The organism is Pimelobacter sp. 30-1 (genome assembly GCF_018831735.1).
Taxonomy (GTDB): domain Bacteria; phylum Actinomycetota; class Actinomycetes; order Propionibacteriales; family Nocardioidaceae; genus Nocardioides.
In genome coordinates, this window is the sequence record NZ_NHTS01000001.1 from 603379 (window position 1) to 621294 (window position 17916).

Below are 17916 nucleotides of genomic sequence, written 5' to 3' on the forward strand. Positions count from 1 at the left end.
GTGGCGATGACTGACGTCGATATCGCGACCACGCGGAGTGCGGCGATCGTCGACCGGTTGAAGGCCGGCGGCGTCGGCCTCGCGGCGTACCTGCCCGACAGCTGGCTGAGCCCGCTGATCGGCGAGGTGGTCGCCGACCCGAGCATCCTCGACGTCCGGGTGACGCGCGAGGACGACGCCGTGGCGATCGCCGGCGGCTCGGCCCTGATGGGCCTGCGCTCGGCGGTGCTGTGCCAGAACGCCGGGGTGCTGCTGTCGGCCAACGTGCTGGCCGCGTTCGCCCACCACCACGAGCTGCCGCTGGTCGTCGTGGCCGCCGCGCGCGGTGGCGCCGAGGACGGCTTCTACTACCAGATGTACAAGGGTCAGGTGACTGCCGGCGTGGCCGCCGCGGCCGGCCTGACCGTGCACCACGTCGACGGTCCTGCCGACGACTGGCTGTTCGAGAAGGCCAGCGAGCAGGCCTGGCTGCTGCGGCGTCCCGTCGTGCTGCTCTGCTCCCGTCGCGCGCTCGTGGGGGAGCAGGCGTGAGGCGCGCCGACGTCGCGGGCGCGATCGCCGCGGCCGCGCCCGGCCACGTCGTCATCGCGAGCCTCGGCACCGCCGGCCGCGCCTGGCGCGACCACGGCGGGCCGAACCCCACGTTCTACGCGTCCGACCCGATGGGTGCGGCGCCCGGCCTCGCGCTCGGTGCCGCCCTGGCCCGGCCGGACCTGGACTTCCTGCTCCTCGAGGGCGACGGCGACCTGGTGATGAACCTGGGCTCGCTGCTCGCGCTCGCCGACGCGGCACCCGCCAACCTGCGGGTCGTCGTCTTCAACAACGGCCGGTACGAGACGGGCGGGGGCCAGCCGCTCGCGGCCGGCGCGCTCGCCGACCTGGCCGCGATCGCGCGGGGGGCCGGCTGGCCGTTCGCGCGCACCGTCGTACGCGACACACCCGCCGACCAGCTCCCGGAGCTGCTCGGCGAGCTGCTCGAGGCAGCACCCGGACCGGCGATGCTCGTCGTCGAGGTCGACCCGGAGCCCTCGCCGTACGGCGGGCCGGGCGAGCTCTCGGGCGCGGAGGCGCAGCGGGAGTTCCGGACGGCACTGGCGAACTGGGAACGATCGAAGGGTGACGAAGGATGACGACACGGCTGCTGCGGAACGCCCGGCTGCTGGACCTCGAGCACGGCGGTGAGCTCGGCGACCTGGTGGTCGTGGACGGCGTGATCGCCGACCTCGGCCCCGGCGCCGCCGACCGCTGGCTCGCCCAGGCGGGCTCCGCCGCGAGCGCGGCCGAGTCGACCGACCTCGGCGGCGACCTGCTCATCCCGGGCCTGGTCAACGCGCACACGCACTCCAACCAGACCATCGAGAAGGGCCTGTGCGACGCGCTGCCCCTCGACGCGTGGATGGTCGTCGCGAGCTACGGCGGCGCGGGCGCCCGGCTCTCGCCGCGCGACCTCTACGTCTCGGCGATGGTCGGCGCGATCGAGATGGTCCGCAGCGGCGCGACCTCCGTGCTCGACTGCGCCCGCTCGGACAACGAGTGGGTCGACGACGGCATGGACGCCATCATGCAGGCGTACGCCGACCTCGGCTTCCGCGCCAACGTGGCGATCCAGTACTCCGACCTCGACTTCTTCTCGTCGATCCCGGTCGACCTGGTGCCCGGCGGGGCCGAGCTCCGCAAGCCACCCGTCGCCCAGCCGGACGTCGTCCTCGCGGCGGCCAACCGGTTCGTCGACCGCTGGCAGGGCAAGTCCCCGCTCCTGCAGCCGCTCCTCGGCCCGTCCTCGCTGCCGCGCTGCTCGACCGAGCTGTTCGAGGCCAGCGTCGAGACGGCGCGCACGCGCGGCGTACGGATGCAGACGCACCTGCTCTCCGCGCAGTCGCAGATCCGGATGGCCCAGCAGCGCTACGGCCTCTCGACGGTGGAGTTCCTCGCCAAGCTGGACGCCCTGCAGGACTGGGCGTCCTTCGCCCACGCGATCTGGCTGAGCCCCGAGGAGATCGAGCTCTTCGCGCAGACCGAGGCGGTCGCCGTCCACAACCCGGCGAGCAACCTCAAGCTCGGCGCGGGCGTCGCGCCCGTCCCGGCGCTGCTCAAGGCCGGCGCGAAGGTCGCCATCGGCTCCGACGGCGCGAGCAGCAACGACACCCAGAACATGTTCGAGACCCTCAAGCTCTCGACGATCCTGCACCGCGTGCAGGGCCCGCCGGAGACCTGGCCGACCGCGAACGACGGCCTGGGCATGTGCTGGACCAACGGTGCCGCCGCGCTCGGCGCCGACGTCGGCCGCCTGGCCGTCGGCGCCCAGGCCGACCTGACGGTCATCGACACCGACTACGTCTGGCCCGCGCCCGCCGAGCAGCTGCGCCACCAGCTCGCGTACGCCGAGCTCGGCTCCGCCGTGCGCAGCGTCTACGTGGCCGGTCAGCCGGTGCTCGTCGACCGCGCCTTCCCCGGCATCGACGAGGACGCCATCCGCGCCGAGGCCCGCGAGATCGCCACCCGGATCTGGACCACGCTGCCCGACCGGCTCGCCCGGTTCGAGGAGGTGCGGCCCGTGCTGGAGCAGGTCGAGGCCGCCGTCGGCGGTGGCGGCGCCGCCTGCCACTGATCCCTCGCTGATGCCGAAAGGGGCTCCGATCCGCCGGATCGGAGCCCCTTTCGGCGTTCGGGGAGCCCGGCGGGCTCGTCGGCAGCGGATCTGTCCCGTATTGCCATGCGAGATAACGACTTGCATGTTGACACGACTGCGCGTGGCCCCTAGGTTCGGTCGGAACGTGACGCGGGTCACGTCGCCGAGAGATCGGCGTCCTCGCCAGGGGGTCCGATGCAGACCGACCACGCAGCCGTCCGCGGCGCGGACTGGGCCGGCCGAGCGGGCCCGCTCGCGCTCGGCTCCGCCGGCGTCCTGAGCCTGCTGCTCCTGTGGCAGCTGCTCGGCGCGCTCGACGTCGTACCCCGCTCGTCGCTGCCCGGGCCGTGGTCGGTGCTCCGCGCCCTGCCGACCATCCTCGGTGATCGCGACTTCCTCGCCGGTGCCGTCGACAGCGCCGCGGCGACCGGGATCACGGTCCTGGTCGGCTCGCTGATCGCGGTGGCGGTCGGGCTCGTGGCCAGCAGCTTCGCGTTCCTGCAGCGTCCGACCATGGTCGTGGTCAACACGTTCCGCTCGGTGCCCGCGACCGCGCTCATCCCGATCGGCGTCCTCATCTTCGGCCTGGGCATGGAGATGAAGGTGTCCATCGCGCTCTACGCCGTGGTCTGGCCGATCCTGATCAACACGATCTACGGCGTCGCCACCACCGAGCCGATGCGCCGCGACGTCGCCCGCTCGCTGCGGTGGGGCTGGTGGCGGCAGCAGGCGCTCGTCACGCTGCCGAGCGCGCTGCCCTCGATCCTCACCGGCGTCCGGGTCGCCGTCGGTATCGCCCTCGTCGTCGTCATCTCCACCGAGCTGCTCGGCGCGCGCTACGGCGTCGGCACGGTGCTCGTCCAGTACACGCAGGCGTCGCGGCCCGAGGTCGTCTACGCCGGCGTCCTCCTGCTCGGCACGGCGGGCGCGCTGCTCTACTCGGCGCTGGTCCGTGCCGAGCGCCGTCTCGTGAGGTGGGTGCACCATGACTAGGACGCTGCGCCGCGCGCTCGCCGGGGTGGGCAACCTCTGGCTCCTCGCGCTCGTGCTCGTGCTGTGGGAGATCTACGGCCGCACCAGCGAATCGCTGTTCGTACCGCCCATCTCGCGGATCCTCGGCAACTTCGGCGACGTCTGGCTCGGCGGGCCGGCGTCGCACCTCTTCCTCTCCGACCTGTTCTGGAGCGAGGTCACGACCAGCCTGTCGCGCTTCGCGCGCGGCTGGGGGCTGGCCGTCGTCGTCGGCATCGCGGGCGGCGTCGTCCTCGGGCGGAGCCGGGTGATCGCGCAGATGTACGGTCCGGTCGTCCGCTTCTTCGCGGCTATCCCGAACACGGTGCTGCTGCCGGTCGCCGTCCAGATCTTCGGCGTGGCCAGCAACATGAACGTCTTCCTCATCTTCCTCGGCAGTGTCTGGGTCGTCATGATCAACACCGCCGACGGCGTCGCCGGCGTCGACCCGATGTGGCTGCGCAGCGCGCGCAGCATGCGGGTGTCGCGGTGGACGCTCTACCGCCGGGTGATCGTCCCGGCCGCCGCGCCGCAGATCCTCGCCGGGCTGCGGGTGAGCCTGGGGATCGGGCTGATCCTCATGGTCATCTCCGAGCTCTACGCCACCACCGAGGGGCTCGGCTTCCAGATCGTCGTGGCGCAGTCGAGCTTCCGCTACCTCGACATGTGGTCCGCCTTCGTCCTGATCGGCCTGATCGGGATCGTCCTCAACCTGGCCTTCGGCAGGGTCGAGACCCGGCTGCTGCGCTGGCAGCGCCGTACCGGTCTCGACGCGCTGTGACCCGCCGGCCCCACAGGGAGTGAACCGATGAACGTCGTCGTCGACCGAGTCCGCAAGTCCTACGGCCGCGGTGCCGAGGCCAAGGAGGTGCTCACCGAGACCTCGCTGACCGTGCACGCACAGGAGTTCGTGAGCATCGTCGGGCCCTCGGGCTGCGGCAAGTCGACCCTGCTCATGATGATGGCCGGGCTGCTCAAGCCCAGCAGCGGCGAGATCCGGCTCGGTGACGTGCCGGTCTCCGGGCCGCCGGCCGGGCTGTCCGTCGTCTTCCAGGACTACAGCCGCTCGCTGTTCCCCTGGATGAGCGTGCGCCGCAACCTGACCACCGCGCTCAACGCGGCCAAGCTCGGCAAGGAGGAGCAGCGCACGCGCGTCGAGCACGCCCTCGAGTCCGTCGGCCTCGCGGGCAAGGGGGAGATGTACCCCTGGGAGATGTCCGGCGGCATGCAGCAGCGCGTCGCCATCGCCCGGGCGCTCGTCACCGAGCCGACCGTGATGCTGATGGACGAGCCGTTCGCCGCCGTCGACGCCCAGACCCGGGCCGACCTCGAGGACCTCGTCCTCCGCGTCCGGCACGAGTACGACGTCACGGTGGCCTTCGTGACCCACGACATCGACGAGTCGGTCTACATGGCCGACCGGATCGTCGTCCTGGCGGCCAACCCGGGCCGGATCGCCGCCGACCTCACCGTCGACCTGCCGCGCCCGCGCGACCAGGTCGAGACCAAGCTCGACGCCCGCTTCGCCAAGCTCCGCAGCGAGGTCTTCCGCCTCGTCATGCGGCCCGACACTCCCTCCCACTGAAAGGGCACATCATGAGTGCACCCCGGTCCTCGTCCTCCCTGCGCCGGCGGATCGCCGTCGCCGCCGTCCTCGGCCTCTCCGCAACGACGGCCCTGGCCGCCTGCGGCTCGTCCGACGACGGCGACGGAGACGGCCCCCTCCGGGTCACCACCCTCGGCCTCTGCAACGAGGTCGTCTACTGGGCCCAGGAGAAGGGCCTCTTCGCCGACCACGGCGTCGAGGTCGACCTGGTGAAGTCGACCGGTGGCGCGGCGGCCCTCACCGCGCTCCAGAGCGGCGACATCGACCTCGCGTTCGCCAACCCGTTCTCCACGATGCTGGCCATCGACCAGGGCCTCGACCTGAAGTGGATCGCCACCGCCTACGAGACCACGACCGAGGAGGCCGACGCCGCCAACGCCATGGTCGTCGCCAAGGACGCCGGGATCACCGACGCCGCCGGGCTCAACGGCAAGACCATCGGCGTCAACGAGGTCGGCGGCATCAACCAGATCGTCACGAGCCAGTGGATGAAGCTCACCGGCGGCGACCCGGCCTCGGTCAAGTTCGTCGCGCTGCCCTTCAACGAGCTCGCCTCCGCCGTCGCCACCGGCAAGGTCGCCGCCGCCCAGGTCCCCGCGCAGAACGTGGACCCGAAGCTCGGCCTGGTCAGCCTCGGCGACCCGTACGTCGCCGTCGGCGAGGGCAACGGCCTCGTCTTCGCCGGCTACGTCGCCACCGGCAAGGAGGCCAAGGGCAGGGAGAAGGACATCAAGGCCTTCCAGGAGGCTCTGATCGAGACCAACGCCGCCTTCAACGACCCCGCCAACGACGACGAGCGCTTCAAGATCGCCTCGGCCCAGTGCAAGCAGGACGCCGCCGTCCTCGCGACGCTGCCCGAGAACATCTACGAGGCCAAGGTCGACACCGACGCCCTCGAGCGGATGGGCGCGATCCTCGTCGACCAGGACCGCCTCGACGACCCGCCGTCCCCGAGCGACTTCGTGCCGTCGTTCGTGAGCACGAAGTAGCGGGTCGCCGGGGGAGGTGGGCACCTGACGGCGCGGGTGCCCACCTCGGCCGGCGTGGCAGGCCGAGCGCTGGGTCCGGCACGATGCCGTCGGCGACGTCGCCGTGACGACGGCCGACGGTCAGGGCTCTGTCGACCCCGCGGTCGCCGCGGAGTGCTCCTTGGTCACGGCGGCGCGCTTCCCCATCCTGCGCTACGTCAGTCTCGTCGACGAGAAGTACAGGAAGGCCGAGCGCACCGAGGTCCGCTGCCCGGGCTTGGGGCAGCGGACCGACCGGGCGTGGGTGTCCCTCGTCGTGCCCGACGAGGCGACCGAGACGACCCGCAGCGACCTCGGGACCGGCGTCGACGAGCGCCGGTTCCTGTCGCCGCGGGTCCGCCGCGGCTGAGGCTCAGCCGAGGAGCTTGACCGCGACCGCCTTCTCGCGGCTGAACTCGTACAGCGCGCGGTAGCCGTTGCCGGCCGAGAAGCCGCTCTGCTTGGCCATGTTGAACGGCATGCCGATCACGCCCGCGTCGGAGAACTGGTTGACCGAGATCTGGCCGGCGCCGATCTCGGACGACATCCGCAGCGCGCGCGAGACGTCATTGGTCCAGATGCAGGCGAGCAGGCCGAAGTCGGTGCCGTTGGCGAGGTCGAGCGCGTCGGCGTCGTCGGTGAAGGTCTCGACCGTGAGGACGGGGCCGAAGATCTCCTGACCGACGATCGGGGCGTTGCGGTCGGTCACGGAAAGAACCGTGGGGGCGAGGAAGTTGCCCTCGTCGCGGCCCGCGGGGCGCTCGCCGCCGAGGACGAGCTCGACGCCGTCGCCGAGGGCGCCGGTGACGAGGCCGCTGACGCGCTCGTGCTGGACGGGGTTGACGAGGGGGCCCATGTCGAGGTCCTCGTGCCAGGCGCCGATCCGGATCTCCGACATGGCGGCGACGACGCGCGCGCGGACCTCGTCGGCCACGCAGGCCTGGACGAGGAGGCGGGAGCCGGCGTTGCAGTTCTGGCCGGCGTTCTCGGTGATCGACCGGACGATGGCCGGTACGGCGACGTCCAGGTCGGCGTCCTCGAAGACGACGTTGGGCGACTTGCCGCCGAGCTCGACCTTGATGGGGGTCAGGTTCTGGGCGGCGGCCTGCATGACCAGGCGGCCGGTGGCGACGGAGCCGACGAAGCTGATGTGGTCGATGCCCGGGTGGCTGACCAGGGTGGCGCCGAGCTCGACGCCGACGCCGGTGAGGACGTTGAGCACGCCGGCCGGGAGACCGGCCTCCTCGGCGAGCTCGACGAGCGCGTGGATCACCAGGGGGGCGACCTCCGACGGCTTGAGGACGACGGCGTTGCCGGCCGCGAGCGCGGGCGCGAGGTTGGCGGCGCAGAGGACCGCGGGGACGTTCCAGGGCAGCACGATCGCGCAGACGCCGTGCGGCTCGCGGCGGGTGAAGCCGAAGTAGTCGGGCGAGCGCGTCGGCAGCGTCGCGCCGGTCATCTTGTCCGCGCCACCGGCGGTGAACTGGAGGATGGAGCCGGCGATCTGGACGTTGAGGAGGCCGCCGGAGAGCGGCTTGCCGACGTCGCGGGCCTCGAGCGCCGCGAGCCGGTGCATGTTCTGGAAGACGAGCCCGGCCCAGCGGCCGAGGATGGCGCCGCGCTCGGAGGGCGACGTCCTGGCCCACGTGCGGGCGGCCGCGCGCGCGGACGCGACGGCGCGGTCGACGTCGGCGACCTCGCTGGCCGAGATGTGCCCGAACGTCTCGCCGGTGGCGGGGTCGACGGAGGGGAACGACGTGGCGCGATCGAGCCACGCGCCGCCGATGAACGTGCCGGAGTGGTCGCCGCTCGGAGCGGTCGTCAGGGGGGTCTTCTCAGCCGTGGTCACGCTCCGATCGTCCGACCGGCTGATCACATTAGTCAAGATGATGTGTTGCATTGCGAGACGCGCTGGTGCATGCTGGCGCAGTCCCGGGGCTCGGCCGGCAAGGCACTCGGACCTAGGTCGGAACGACCCGCAGTCACGCACTACTCGGATGGATCGAGGGCGGAAAAGATGCGAATCCAGAAGTTCTACGCGGCCTGCATGGCGGTCGCGATGCTCGCTGTGGCGGGCTGTGGTTCGAGCGATGACGAGCCGAAGAAGAAGGGCTTCGACGGCCCGGACCCCTTCGCCGTCGCGCGCGGCGCCGCCATCGGTGAGCCCGGCACGGCGACCTCGCCGGAGTGGGCAGGCGAGGGCCAGGTCCCCGCCAAGCAGCCGGACCAGAACGGCGACGGCAAGGTCAAGATCGGCGTCATCACCTCGGGCGACACGAACGACGGCACGTACTACCAGAGCACCGCCGACGCGGTGGCGTACGCCGCCTCGAAGCACGACTGGGAGTACACGGTCCAGGGTCTGGTCCCGCTGACCCAGGCGGTCACCGCGGCGGAGAACCTCTGCCGCCAGCGGGTCGACATGATCGTGATCGGCGACGCGCAGCTCGCCCAGGCCGTCACCGCGGCCAAGAACCCGATCTGCAAGGACACCTTCTTCTACCTGCAGGGCGGCTACGGCTCGCCGGAGCAGGACGCCACCTTCACCCAGTCGTACGACGTCGGCCTCGGCTACGCGTACGTCGCCGGTGTCGCGATGGGCGCCTACATGAAGGCCAACGACATCAAGAAGACCGGCTTCCTGTCCGGCATCGCGGCTCCCTTCAACACCACGATCGGCAAGGTGTTCAAGGAGGGCGTGAAGTCGCAGGTCCCGAACGCCGACGTCGTCGAGACGTACACCGGCGACCAGCTCGACGTGGGCAAGGCCGTCGAGGGCTTCAACGCCCAGGTCTCGCAGGGCATCGGCGCGATCTACCCGTACTTCGGCGCCCCGACCGTCGCCGTGGCCAAGAAGGCCAAGGAGGCCGGCATCCCGGTGCTCGGCTCGCCCAAGTCGTTCTGCGACTCCAAGGACGGCTCGTTCATCGGCGAGGTCATCTTCGCGCCCGGCTACTACCTGGCCCCGATGCTCGACATGTACGCCGACGGCAAGCTCGAGCTCGGTGTCACCCGCAACTGGCGCCTCGGTGTCGACCCCGTCCCCGCCGTGCACCCGTGCGCGGACGCCGGTGACGGCAAGGACCCGATGAACGCCGCGATCGAGCAGGCCCAGGCCGACCTCAACGCCGGCAAGATCGACGTGTTCGCCATGGCCGGGGCGTCCTGATCCGGTGATGACAGCGGCTTCCCGACCGGAGGCGGAGACGGTGATCCCGGCGCTCCGCATGGCCGGCATCACCAAGCACTTCAACGGGGTTCCGGCTTGCCTCGACGTCGACCTCGAGGTCGCGCCGGGCGAGATCCACGGCCTGCTGGGCCAGAACGGCGCCGGCAAGTCGACCCTGATGAACATCCTCCTCGGGCTGGTCCGCCCGGATCGCGGAGAGGTGTCGCTGGCCGGAGAGCCGGCGGTCATCCGTGACCCGAACGCGGCCCGTGCCCTGGGCGTCCGGATGGTGCACCAGCACTACAGCCTCATCCCGACGCTCTCGGTCTGGGAGAACGTCGTCCTCAGTGGCGAGGGCCGGGTCGACCGGGACCGCACCATCACGCAGATCGAGGAGGTCAGCGAGCGCTTCGGCCTCGAGGTCTCCCCGCGCGCGATGGTCGGTGACCTCAGCGTCGGCGAGCAGCAGCGCGTCGAGCTGGTCACCTGCCTGATCGACCGGCCCCGCCTGCTCGTCCTCGACGAGCCGACGGCGGTGCTGACCCGGCAGGAGTCCCGCTCCCTGTTCACCATGCTGCGCGGCCTGGTGGAGCAGGAGGAGTGCTCGGTGATCCTCATCAGCCACAACCTGGCCGAGATCACCGCGGTGTCGCACAACGCGACGGTGATGCGCGGCGGCCGTGTCGTCTCCCGGGTCAGCCCCAAGGAGACGCCGGTCGCCGAGCTCGCCCGGCACATGATCGGGCGCGACCTGCCCAGTGCGGCCCAGGCGGACGTCGCCGCCGCGATCGGCGCCGGTACGGCGCCGGTCGCGGACGCGCCCGCCGCAGCGGTCGAGCCGGAGCAGCCCGACACCCCGCCGGTGCTGAGCATCGTCGGCGCCACGGCGTCCGCCGACGGCACCCGCGCGCTCGACTCCCTCGACCTGGAAATCCGGGCCGGCGAGATCGTCGGCGTGGCCGGGGTCGAGGGCAACGGGCAGCAGTGGCTGTCCGCGCTGCTCGCGGGCTCGCTCTCCCTGCAGGGGGGCGAGGTCCGCGTGCACGGGAAGCGCATCGCCGTCGGGCGGCCGGGCTCGACCCGCAAGGCCGGCGTGGGCGTCGTACCGGAGGACCGGAAGACGTCCGGCTGCATCCTCGACATGTCGGTGGCCGACAACCTGGCGCTGGCGGGACTGAAGTCCCTCTCGCGCGCGGGTGTCGTCTCCCGCCGCAAGCTGCACAGCCTGGCCGAGCGCCTGGTCGAGGAGTTCGACATCGCCGTCGCCTCCGTCGACCAGCCGATGCGCTCGCTGTCGGGCGGCAACCAGCAGAAGGTCGTGCTCGCGCGCGAGATGTCCGCCGCACCGGCGGTCCTCGTGCTCGCCCAGCCCACCCGGGGCCTGGACGTCGGCGCGGTCGCCGACCTGCACGAGCGGATGCGCCAGGCGGCTGCCGCCGGCGTCGCCGTCCTGCTCATCTCGTCGGACCTGAACGAGATCATGCAGCTCTCCGACCGCATCGCCGTGATCTACCGAGGCCGGATCCAGGGGGAGCTGGCCCGTGCCGAGGCCGACCCCGAGAAGCTCGGTCTGTTGATGGGAGGAGTCAGCGCATGAGCACCGACGTCTCGGAGTCGCCGGTCCAGGAGGACGCGACCCCACCCCCGCCGCGCGGCGGCGCCCGACGCGGCCCCGACGCCGCGATGGGCGGCCTGGTCGGGATGCTGCGCTCCAGCACCCGCCCCGCGATCGAGCAGGTGCTGGCGTTCCTCTGCTTCCTCTCGCTCGGCATCAGCGTCGGTCTGCTGCTGGGCTGGGCGACCGGGCACGACCCGGGCGTCATCCTCGGCGACCTGTTCGAGGGCAGCATCGGCGACAGCATCTCCATCGGCTACATGCTCACCGCCGCCGCACCACTGCTGCTGGTCGCGGTCGGCGCGGTCATCTGCATGCGGGCCGGCCAGTTCAACATCGGCCAGGAGGGGCAGGTCACCCTCGGCGCGATCGGCGCCGGGTTCGTGGTCTTCTTCGTCGACGGCCCCGGCATCGTCGTGATCCCGCTGGCCTTCCTCGCCGCGGCGGCCGCCGGTGGCGCCTGGGCCTTCCTGGCCGCGTTGCTCAAGTTCGGCCGCGGCGTCGACATCGTGGTGAGCTCGCTGCTGCTGGTGTTCCTCGCCGAGCAGCTCCTCACCGGACTGATCAGCGGTGACGGCCCCCTGCACGACAAGGGCGGCGGCACCCTCGGCGCCGGTACGGCGTCCCAGTCGCCGCGCGTCCCCGAGAAGGCGATGCTCCCGACGATCGACGTCCTCGGCGTCGCGGTGCCCTTCGCGTTCCTGCTCGCGCTCGTCGCGGCGATCCTCGTCGCGTGGTTCCTCTCGTCGGCGCACGCCGGCTACCGGCTGCGCATCCTCGGCCAGAACCCCACCGTGGCCGGCACGATCGGCATCAGCGCCCCGCGCCTCGGCTCCCTCGCCGTGGCGGCGTCCGGTGCCTTCGCCGGTGCCGCGGGCGCGGCGATCCTGATGGGCCAGAGCTTCCAGCTCAACCCGGGCGTCGCCAGCTCGATCGGCTGGAACGGCCTGCTCATCGCCCTCGCCGCGCGGACCAACGCGGGCGTCAGCGTCCTGCTCGCCCTCGTCTTCGGCGCGATGGTCGCCGGTGGCGGCCTGCTCGGTGGCGACGGCATCCCCGTCGACATCGTCAACGTCATCACCGCCGCGATCGTGGTCGCGCTCCTGTGTCCCCCCGTCCTGCTCGCCGCGGTCCGCCGCCGGCGGCTGCGCCGCACCGTGAAGGTGGCCTGACATGAACCTGACGACGGATCTGGAGACGATCCTCACCGCGTCGGTCCCGCTGACCGTGCCGCTGCTGTTCGCCGGCCTGGGGGAGTACGTCGCCCAGCGGGCCGGCACCTTCAACCTCTCCGTCGAGGGGATGATGCTCGGCTCGGCCTTCGCGGCGGCGTACGGCGCCACCGAGTCCGGCTCGCCGATCGTCGGCCTGCTCTGCGGCATCGGTGCGGCGATGCTCATCGCGTTCGTGCACGGCAACCTCAGCCACCGCCTGCAGCTCAACACCTACGTCGTCGGGCTCTCGCTCAACGTCCTGGTGCTCGGCGTGACGAACTACCTGCTGTCGACCTCCGCGCTCGACATCCCCGGCGGCTCGCCCTGGCGGATCCCGCTGCTGTCCGACCTGCCGATCATCGGCAAGGCGTTCTTCGTGCAGCCGTGGGTCGTCTACCTGCTGGTGCCGCTGCTCCTGCTGATCTGGTGGGTACGCCGGCGCCGGATGGGCCTCGAGCTCCGCGCCGCCGGCGACGACCCGGTGGCCGGCGACCTGACCGGCATCGACGTCAACGCCCGGCGCCGCCAGGCGCTCCTCTTCTGCGGCTTCTGCGCCGGCATCGGCGGCGCCTACCTGTCGGTCTTCCAGGCCGGGTCGTTCACCTCGGGGATGACCGCCGGCCGCGGCTACATCGTGATCGCGGCCGTCATCTTCGGCGGCTGGATGCTGCGCGGCGTGATCGGCGCGTGCGCCGTGTTCGGTGTCGCCCAGGGTCTCCAGCTGGCCCTCCCGGCCATCGGCTACAGCGCCTCTCCGCAGCTGCTCGCGGCGACGCCGTACCTGTTGGCGCTGGCGTCGCTCGCCGTCCTCGGCGCCCGGTCGAAGAGACCCCTGGCTCTGGGCCAGCCGTTCGCACCCGTGCGTTAGCAGCCACCACCGCGACCCCGGCCGCGGACCCGACCCGCCCCTCTCGGGCGCCCGGGTCCGCGGCCGGTGTCGATCCCGGGAGAGGGCCGCACGCACGGACGCAGCCCGGGCGGTGGACGCTGGACATCTGCTCGTCGGCCTGGTCAGCGCCGACCGGGCCGCGGTGCTCCGCCTTCGTGCTGTGCCCTCCGTGGCTGCTCGACGACTGCCCCTGAAAAATGCGACCGCGCCCGGACCGCGGTCGCGGTCCGGGCGCGGTGCGGCGCCGGTGAGCGTCAGTCGAACAGTACGACGCCGCGCAGGTTGCGCCCGGCGTGCATGTCCTCGTAGCCCTGGCCGATCTCGTCGAGCGTGTAGGTGCGCGTCACGATCTCGTCCAGCTTGAGCATGCCCGCGCGGTACAGGTCGAGCAGCGCGGGGATGTCGGCGGTCGGGTTGCACTCGCCGAACAGCGAGCCCTGGATGCGCTTCTGGTAGAGCGTGAGCTCGGTGAGGCTGATCGGGGCGCCGACGGCGGCGTTGTTGCCGAGGCCGGTGACGACGGCGGTGCCGCCCTTGCGGATCGCGCTGAAGGCGGCACCGACGTGGTCGCCGGTGACGACGCCGACGGTCACGATGGCGGAGTCGGCGCCCTGGCCGTTGGTGTGCTGGCGGGCGATCTCGGCGGCCTCGTCCATGGTGGCGAAGGCGTGGGTGGCGCCGAAGCGCTTGGCCTCCTCGCGCTTGAACTCGACCGGGTCGACGGCGATGACCGTGGTGGCGCCGGCGTGGACGGCGCCCTGGACGGCGTTGATGCCGATGCCGCCGATGCCCATCACGATGACGACGTGGCCGGGCCGGACGGCGCCGGAGTTGACCGCGGCGCCCCAGCCGGTGGCGACGCCGCACCCGACGAGGCAGGCCTTGTCGAGCGGGATGTCCTTGCCGACCTTGACGACCGAGCGGGCCGAGACGGTGGTGGTCTCCATGAAGGCCGAGACACCGCACATCTGGCCGACCGGCGCACCGCCGTCGGCGAGGTGGACGCGGGGGACCTCGGGGGCCATCCACACCTTGCCGCCGTCGTCGCAGAGGTTCTGCATGCCGGAGGCGCACCAGCGGCAGCGGCCGCAGGCGGGCAGGAAGGAGAAGACGACGTGGTCGCCCTCGGCGAGGTCGTCGACGCCCGCGCCGACCTTGGTCACGACGCCGGCACCCTCGTGCCCGAGCGCGAACGGGTAGATCGCGACGGGGGAGTCGCCGACGGCGATGTGGTCGTCGGAGTGGCACAGGCCGGCGGCGGCCAGGCGGACCTGGACCTCGCCGGGGGCCGGGTCGGCCACCTCGAGGTCGACGACCTCGTAGGGGCCGGGGGCGGTGCGGACGATGGCGCCTCTGGTTCGCATTTTGCAGTCCTTCTGGTCCGGGCACGTGCGGGTTCACCCCGACGGTAAAGCAGGGCGAGCCATTGCGCAATGCAAGACGTTGACTCGCCTTGCGAGACGCTGTTAGTCTCGGTTGAGAGTTCGCTCACACGTACGGCCATGAAGGACGGGTATGTCAACCTACGAGGAATTCGACCACCATTCGGCGGAGGCCCGCGACGACATCGTCGGCTACTACGCGGCCTTCCGGGAGAAGTGTCCCGTGGGCAGGTCGACCGCACACGAGAACGGCTACGTCTACACGACGCGCTACGCCGACGTCTTCCACGTCGCGCGCAACGACGCCGAGTTCTCCTCGACGCGCGCCGCGGGCGGGCTCGAGGGCACCGCCATCGTGATCCCGAGCGGTCCGTTCGGCGGCAACATGCAGTACCCGCTCGAGATGGACCCGCCGGACAACGTGGAGTACCGCCGGCTGCTCGACCTGATCCTGTCGCCGGCCGCCGTCGACGAGCTGCGCCCGATGATCGCGCGGCACGCCTCGCGGATCGTCGACCAGTTCATCGAGTCCGGCAGCGTCGACCTGGTCGAGGTGCTGACCAACCCGCTGCCGAGCGCGGTGACCCTCGACTGGATCGGCTTCCCCGAGGAGGACTGGATGCGGATCGGTCGCCCGATCCACGACGTCTTCACCTCCGAGCCGGGCAGCGAGCGCGCCCAGCGCGCGTACGAGGGCATGGCCTACATGGAGAAGCGCCTCGCCGAGCTCATCACCGAGCGCCGCGCGCAGCCGCAGGACGACGTGATCAGCCGCCTCATCGAGGAGCGCAAGGCGGACGGCTCGGCGTTCACCGACGAGGAGCTGTTCTCGGTGATCGGCATCGCCATCACCGGCGGCGTCGACACGACGACCTCGCTGACCGGCTCGGTCCTCGTCCACCTCGACGAGCACCCCGAGATGCGCCAGCAGCTCATCGACGCGCCCGACCTGCTGGTCGACGGCACCGACGAGTTCCTGCGCCGCTACGGCTCGGTCACCGCGATGTCGCGGACGACGACCACCGACACCGAGATCGGCGGCTGCCCGGTCAAGGCCGGCGAGCGCGTGCTCGTCCCCTGGTTCGCGGCCAACCACGACCCCGAGGTGTTCAGCGAGCCGCACGAGGTCCGCCTCGACCGCGACGCCAGCCGGCACCTGACGTTCGGCGTCGGCACGCACCGCTGCCCGGGCGCGCACCTGGCGCGGGCGATGTTCCAGGAGATGATCCACCAGGTCCTCACCCGGATGCCCGACTACAAGGTCGACCGCGAGCACGTCGTCGGCTACGCCTCGCGCGGCAACCACATGGGCTGGGACGTCATCCCGGCGACCTTCACCCCCGGCCCGCGGGTCGGCGAGCAGGTCGACCAGTTCACCGCCGCCAGCCGCGGCAGCAACGAGACCTACGACGTCGTCCTGGACGCCGTCGACCTGGTCGCCGAGGACGTCCTCGCCGTCACGGTCCGCGCGGCCGACGGCGGCGTCCTGCCCGCCTGGGAGCCCGGCGCCCACCTCGAGGTGCGCCTGCCCTCGGGCCGGCTGCGCCAGTACTCGCTGTGCGGCGTCCCCGACGACGGCGCGAGCTACCGGATCGCGGTGCTGCGCGAGCGCGACGGGCGCGGCGGCTCCCAGGAGCTGCACGAGGTCGCGGTCGCGGGGCGCGAGCTGACCGTCCGCGGTCCGCGCAACCACTTCCCGCTCGTCGCGGCCGACGACTACCTGCTCGTCGCCGGAGGTATCGGCGTCACGCCGGTGCTCGCGATGGCGCGGTCGATCTCGGCCCAGGGCAAGACCGCCCGGGTCCTGTACGGCGGCCGCTCGCGCGCCACGATGGCGTTCGCCGACGAGCTCTCCGCCCTGCCCGGCATCCGGGTCGACCTGGTCCCCCAGGACGAGCACGGGTTCCCCGACCTCCAGGGCGCGATCGAGGCGACCGCTCCCGGCACCGCGATCTACTGCTGCGGTCCGGGCGCGATGATCGCCGAGGTGCAGCGGCTGTGCGACGAGCTCGGCCGGCGCAGCGACCTCCACGTCGAGCGCTTCGCGGCGAGCGACGAGATGGAGGCGCGGCTCACCTCGACGGAGGGCAACACGCCCTTCCAGGTCGAGCTCGCGCGCACGGGCGTCACCGTCGACGTCCCCGTGGACAAGCGGCTCATCGAGGCCGTGCGCGAGGCCGTGCCCGGCATCGCCTACGACTGCGAGAAGGGCTTCTGCGGCTCCTGCGAGACGCGCGTCCTCGAGGGCACCCCGGACCACCGTGACGAGGTGCTCAGCGAGACCGAGCGGGCCACCGGCCGGTCGATCATGATCTGCGTCAGCCGGTCCTGCACGCCCAAGCTGGTGCTGGACCTCTAACCCCACAACCCCCCATCGAACACCCGGTACCGCGGCGCGGTGCCGGGTGTTCGTGCTGCCCGAAAATGCGCCGGAATCCCTGTCCCCAGGCGGGTTTCCGTCCTTCTCGACAGGTGCTGGCGAGGGGCGACCCATCTCGCATGCGTTTCACTTGACATGATGCCGTCTCGCAATAAAAGATAGCCGCCATGCACGCGGTGACCACTGAGCACGGGCTCGGACGAGTCGAGGGCGACCAGATCGCCCTCCTCGACAGCCCCTTCCCCGATCTCGGCGCAGTCGTCGAGGCCACTGGCTCGCTCGCCTGCCTCGACGACTGCGCCGTCACCCGGCGGGTGCCGGCGGACGAGGTCCGCCTGCTCGCCCCCCTGGGCCGGCCGCGGGCGATCTGGGGCGTGGGCCTGAACTACCGGTCCAAGGCGGCCAAGGCCGGCCGTGACCTGCCGACCGAGCCGATCCTCTACCTGGCCGCCTCGTCGGCGCTCCTCTCGCCCGACGAGGAGGTCGCCGTCCCCGGTGACGCGACCGAGCAGCTCGACTACGAGGGCGAGATCGCCGTCATCATCGGCAGCCGGCTCCACCGGGCCGCGCCCGAGGACGTCTGGGCCGCGGTCGCCGGCATCACCGCCGCCAACGACATGACCGCGCGCGACGTGATGCGGCGTACCGCCGCTCCGACGCTCGCGAAGAGCTTCCCCGGCTGCAACCCGCTGGGCCCGTCCGTCTGCACGCTCGACGAGCTCGCCGACGCCGAGTCCATCCCGGTCCGCACCTGGGTCAACGACGAGCTGCGCCAGGACGACACCAGCGCCGGCATGATCTTCGCGATCCCGGACCTGGTCTCGCGGATCTCCTGGTACGCCGCGCTCGAGCCCGGCGACGTCGTCCTCACCGGCACCCCCGCCGGGACCGGCCAGGACCTCGACCGGTTCCTCGTCCCCGGCGACCGGATCCGCATCGAGGTCGGTCCGGTGCTTCCTCTCGTCACCACCGTGGGCACGTCGTCCGGCTGAGCCGAACGCCCTCTCCCTCCAC

At 71.9% G+C, this 17916-nt stretch carries 16 protein-coding genes; 14 read left to right on the forward strand and 2 right to left on the reverse strand.

Annotated elements, in window-relative coordinates; translation table 11 throughout:
- The first annotated feature begins 6 nt into the window (after positions 1 to 6).
- From CCO04_RS02835 to CCO04_RS02870, 8 genes are all read left to right on the forward strand, one after another.
- Positions 7 to 531, forward strand: a complete 525-nt coding sequence (locus CCO04_RS02835) for a thiamine pyrophosphate-binding protein (protein ID WP_215812568.1) — start codon at positions 7 to 9, stop codon at positions 529 to 531.
- Positions 528 to 1130 (forward strand): thiamine pyrophosphate-dependent enzyme, encoded by a 603-nt coding sequence (locus CCO04_RS02840; RefSeq protein WP_215812569.1) that lies wholly within the window; start codon positions 528 to 530, stop codon positions 1128 to 1130. The genes CCO04_RS02835 and CCO04_RS02840 overlap by 4 nt, the downstream gene beginning before the upstream one ends.
- Positions 1127 to 2608, forward strand: a complete 1482-nt coding sequence (locus tag CCO04_RS02845) for an amidohydrolase family protein (protein WP_215812570.1) — start codon at positions 1127 to 1129, stop codon at positions 2606 to 2608. The genes CCO04_RS02840 and CCO04_RS02845 overlap by 4 nt, the downstream gene beginning before the upstream one ends.
- Before the next feature lie 216 nt (positions 2609 to 2824).
- Positions 2825 to 3622, forward strand: coding sequence for an ABC transporter permease (locus CCO04_RS02850; protein ID WP_215812571.1), 798 nt, complete (start codon positions 2825 to 2827; stop codon positions 3620 to 3622).
- The gene (locus CCO04_RS02855; protein ID WP_215812572.1) at positions 3615 to 4421 is read left to right on the forward strand and encodes an ABC transporter permease; all 807 of its coding nucleotides are present in this window, start codon (positions 3615 to 3617) and stop codon (positions 4419 to 4421) included. The genes CCO04_RS02850 and CCO04_RS02855 overlap by 8 nt, the downstream gene beginning before the upstream one ends.
- Positions 4422 to 4448: 27 nt before the next feature.
- Entirely contained in the window at positions 4449 to 5225 is a 777-nt protein-coding gene (locus tag CCO04_RS02860; protein ID WP_215812573.1) for an ABC transporter ATP-binding protein, read from the forward strand.
- 11 nt (positions 5226 to 5236) lie between these two features.
- Entirely contained in the window at positions 5237 to 6235 is a 999-nt protein-coding gene (locus tag CCO04_RS02865; protein ID WP_215812574.1) for an ABC transporter substrate-binding protein, read from the forward strand.
- A 103-nt stretch (positions 6236 to 6338) separates the two neighbouring features.
- Complete coding sequence (locus CCO04_RS02870) at positions 6339 to 6623, forward strand: hypothetical protein (RefSeq protein ID WP_215812575.1); 285 nt, start codon at positions 6339 to 6341, stop codon at positions 6621 to 6623.
- A gap of 3 nt (positions 6624 to 6626) precedes the next feature.
- Here the strand turns inward: CCO04_RS02870 and CCO04_RS02875 are convergent, their stop codons facing one another.
- Positions 6627 to 8102 carry an aldehyde dehydrogenase family protein gene (locus tag CCO04_RS02875; RefSeq protein ID WP_215812576.1) on the reverse strand — a complete coding sequence of 492 codons (1476 nt, stop codon included), beginning with the start codon at positions 8100 to 8102 and terminating at the stop codon, positions 6627 to 6629.
- A gap of 168 nt (positions 8103 to 8270) precedes the next feature.
- Here CCO04_RS02875 and CCO04_RS02880 point away from each other — a divergent pair, with 168 nt between their 5' ends.
- Genes CCO04_RS02880 through CCO04_RS02895 form a run of 4 tightly spaced genes read left to right on the forward strand, consistent with a single transcriptional unit; the run spans position 8271 to position 13119 of the window.
- Positions 8271 to 9422, forward strand: coding sequence for a BMP family ABC transporter substrate-binding protein (locus tag CCO04_RS02880; protein ID WP_215812577.1), 1152 nt, complete (start codon positions 8271 to 8273; stop codon positions 9420 to 9422).
- A 40-nt stretch (positions 9423 to 9462) separates the two neighbouring features.
- Entirely contained in the window at positions 9463 to 11019 is a 1557-nt protein-coding gene (locus tag CCO04_RS02885) for an ABC transporter ATP-binding protein (protein ID WP_215812578.1), read from the forward strand.
- A complete protein-coding gene (locus tag CCO04_RS02890; protein ID WP_215812579.1) occupies positions 11016 to 12209 on the forward strand; it encodes an ABC transporter permease in 1194 nt (397 codons plus the stop codon). The genes CCO04_RS02885 and CCO04_RS02890 overlap by 4 nt, the downstream gene beginning before the upstream one ends.
- Before the next feature lies 1 nt (position 12210).
- The gene (locus tag CCO04_RS02895) at positions 12211 to 13119 is read left to right on the forward strand and encodes an ABC transporter permease (protein ID WP_215812580.1); all 909 of its coding nucleotides are present in this window, start codon (positions 12211 to 12213) and stop codon (positions 13117 to 13119) included.
- A 275-nt stretch (positions 13120 to 13394) separates the two neighbouring features.
- Here CCO04_RS02895 and CCO04_RS02900 read toward each other — a convergent pair whose 3' ends face one another.
- Positions 13395 to 14504 carry an NDMA-dependent alcohol dehydrogenase gene (locus tag CCO04_RS02900; RefSeq protein ID WP_215812581.1) on the reverse strand — a complete coding sequence of 370 codons (1110 nt, stop codon included), beginning with the start codon at positions 14502 to 14504 and terminating at the stop codon, positions 13395 to 13397.
- Between the two features lie 151 nt (positions 14505 to 14655).
- Here CCO04_RS02900 and CCO04_RS02905 point away from each other — a divergent pair, with 151 nt between their 5' ends.
- Together CCO04_RS02905 and CCO04_RS02910 are read left to right on the forward strand one after the other, a co-directional pair.
- Positions 14656 to 16881, forward strand: a complete 2226-nt coding sequence (locus CCO04_RS02905; protein ID WP_215812582.1) for a cytochrome P450 — start codon at positions 14656 to 14658, stop codon at positions 16879 to 16881.
- A gap of 197 nt (positions 16882 to 17078) precedes the next feature.
- Complete coding sequence (locus CCO04_RS02910; protein WP_215812583.1) at positions 17079 to 17894, forward strand: fumarylacetoacetate hydrolase family protein; 816 nt, start codon at positions 17079 to 17081, stop codon at positions 17892 to 17894.
- Positions 17895 to 17916 lie beyond the last annotated feature (22 nt).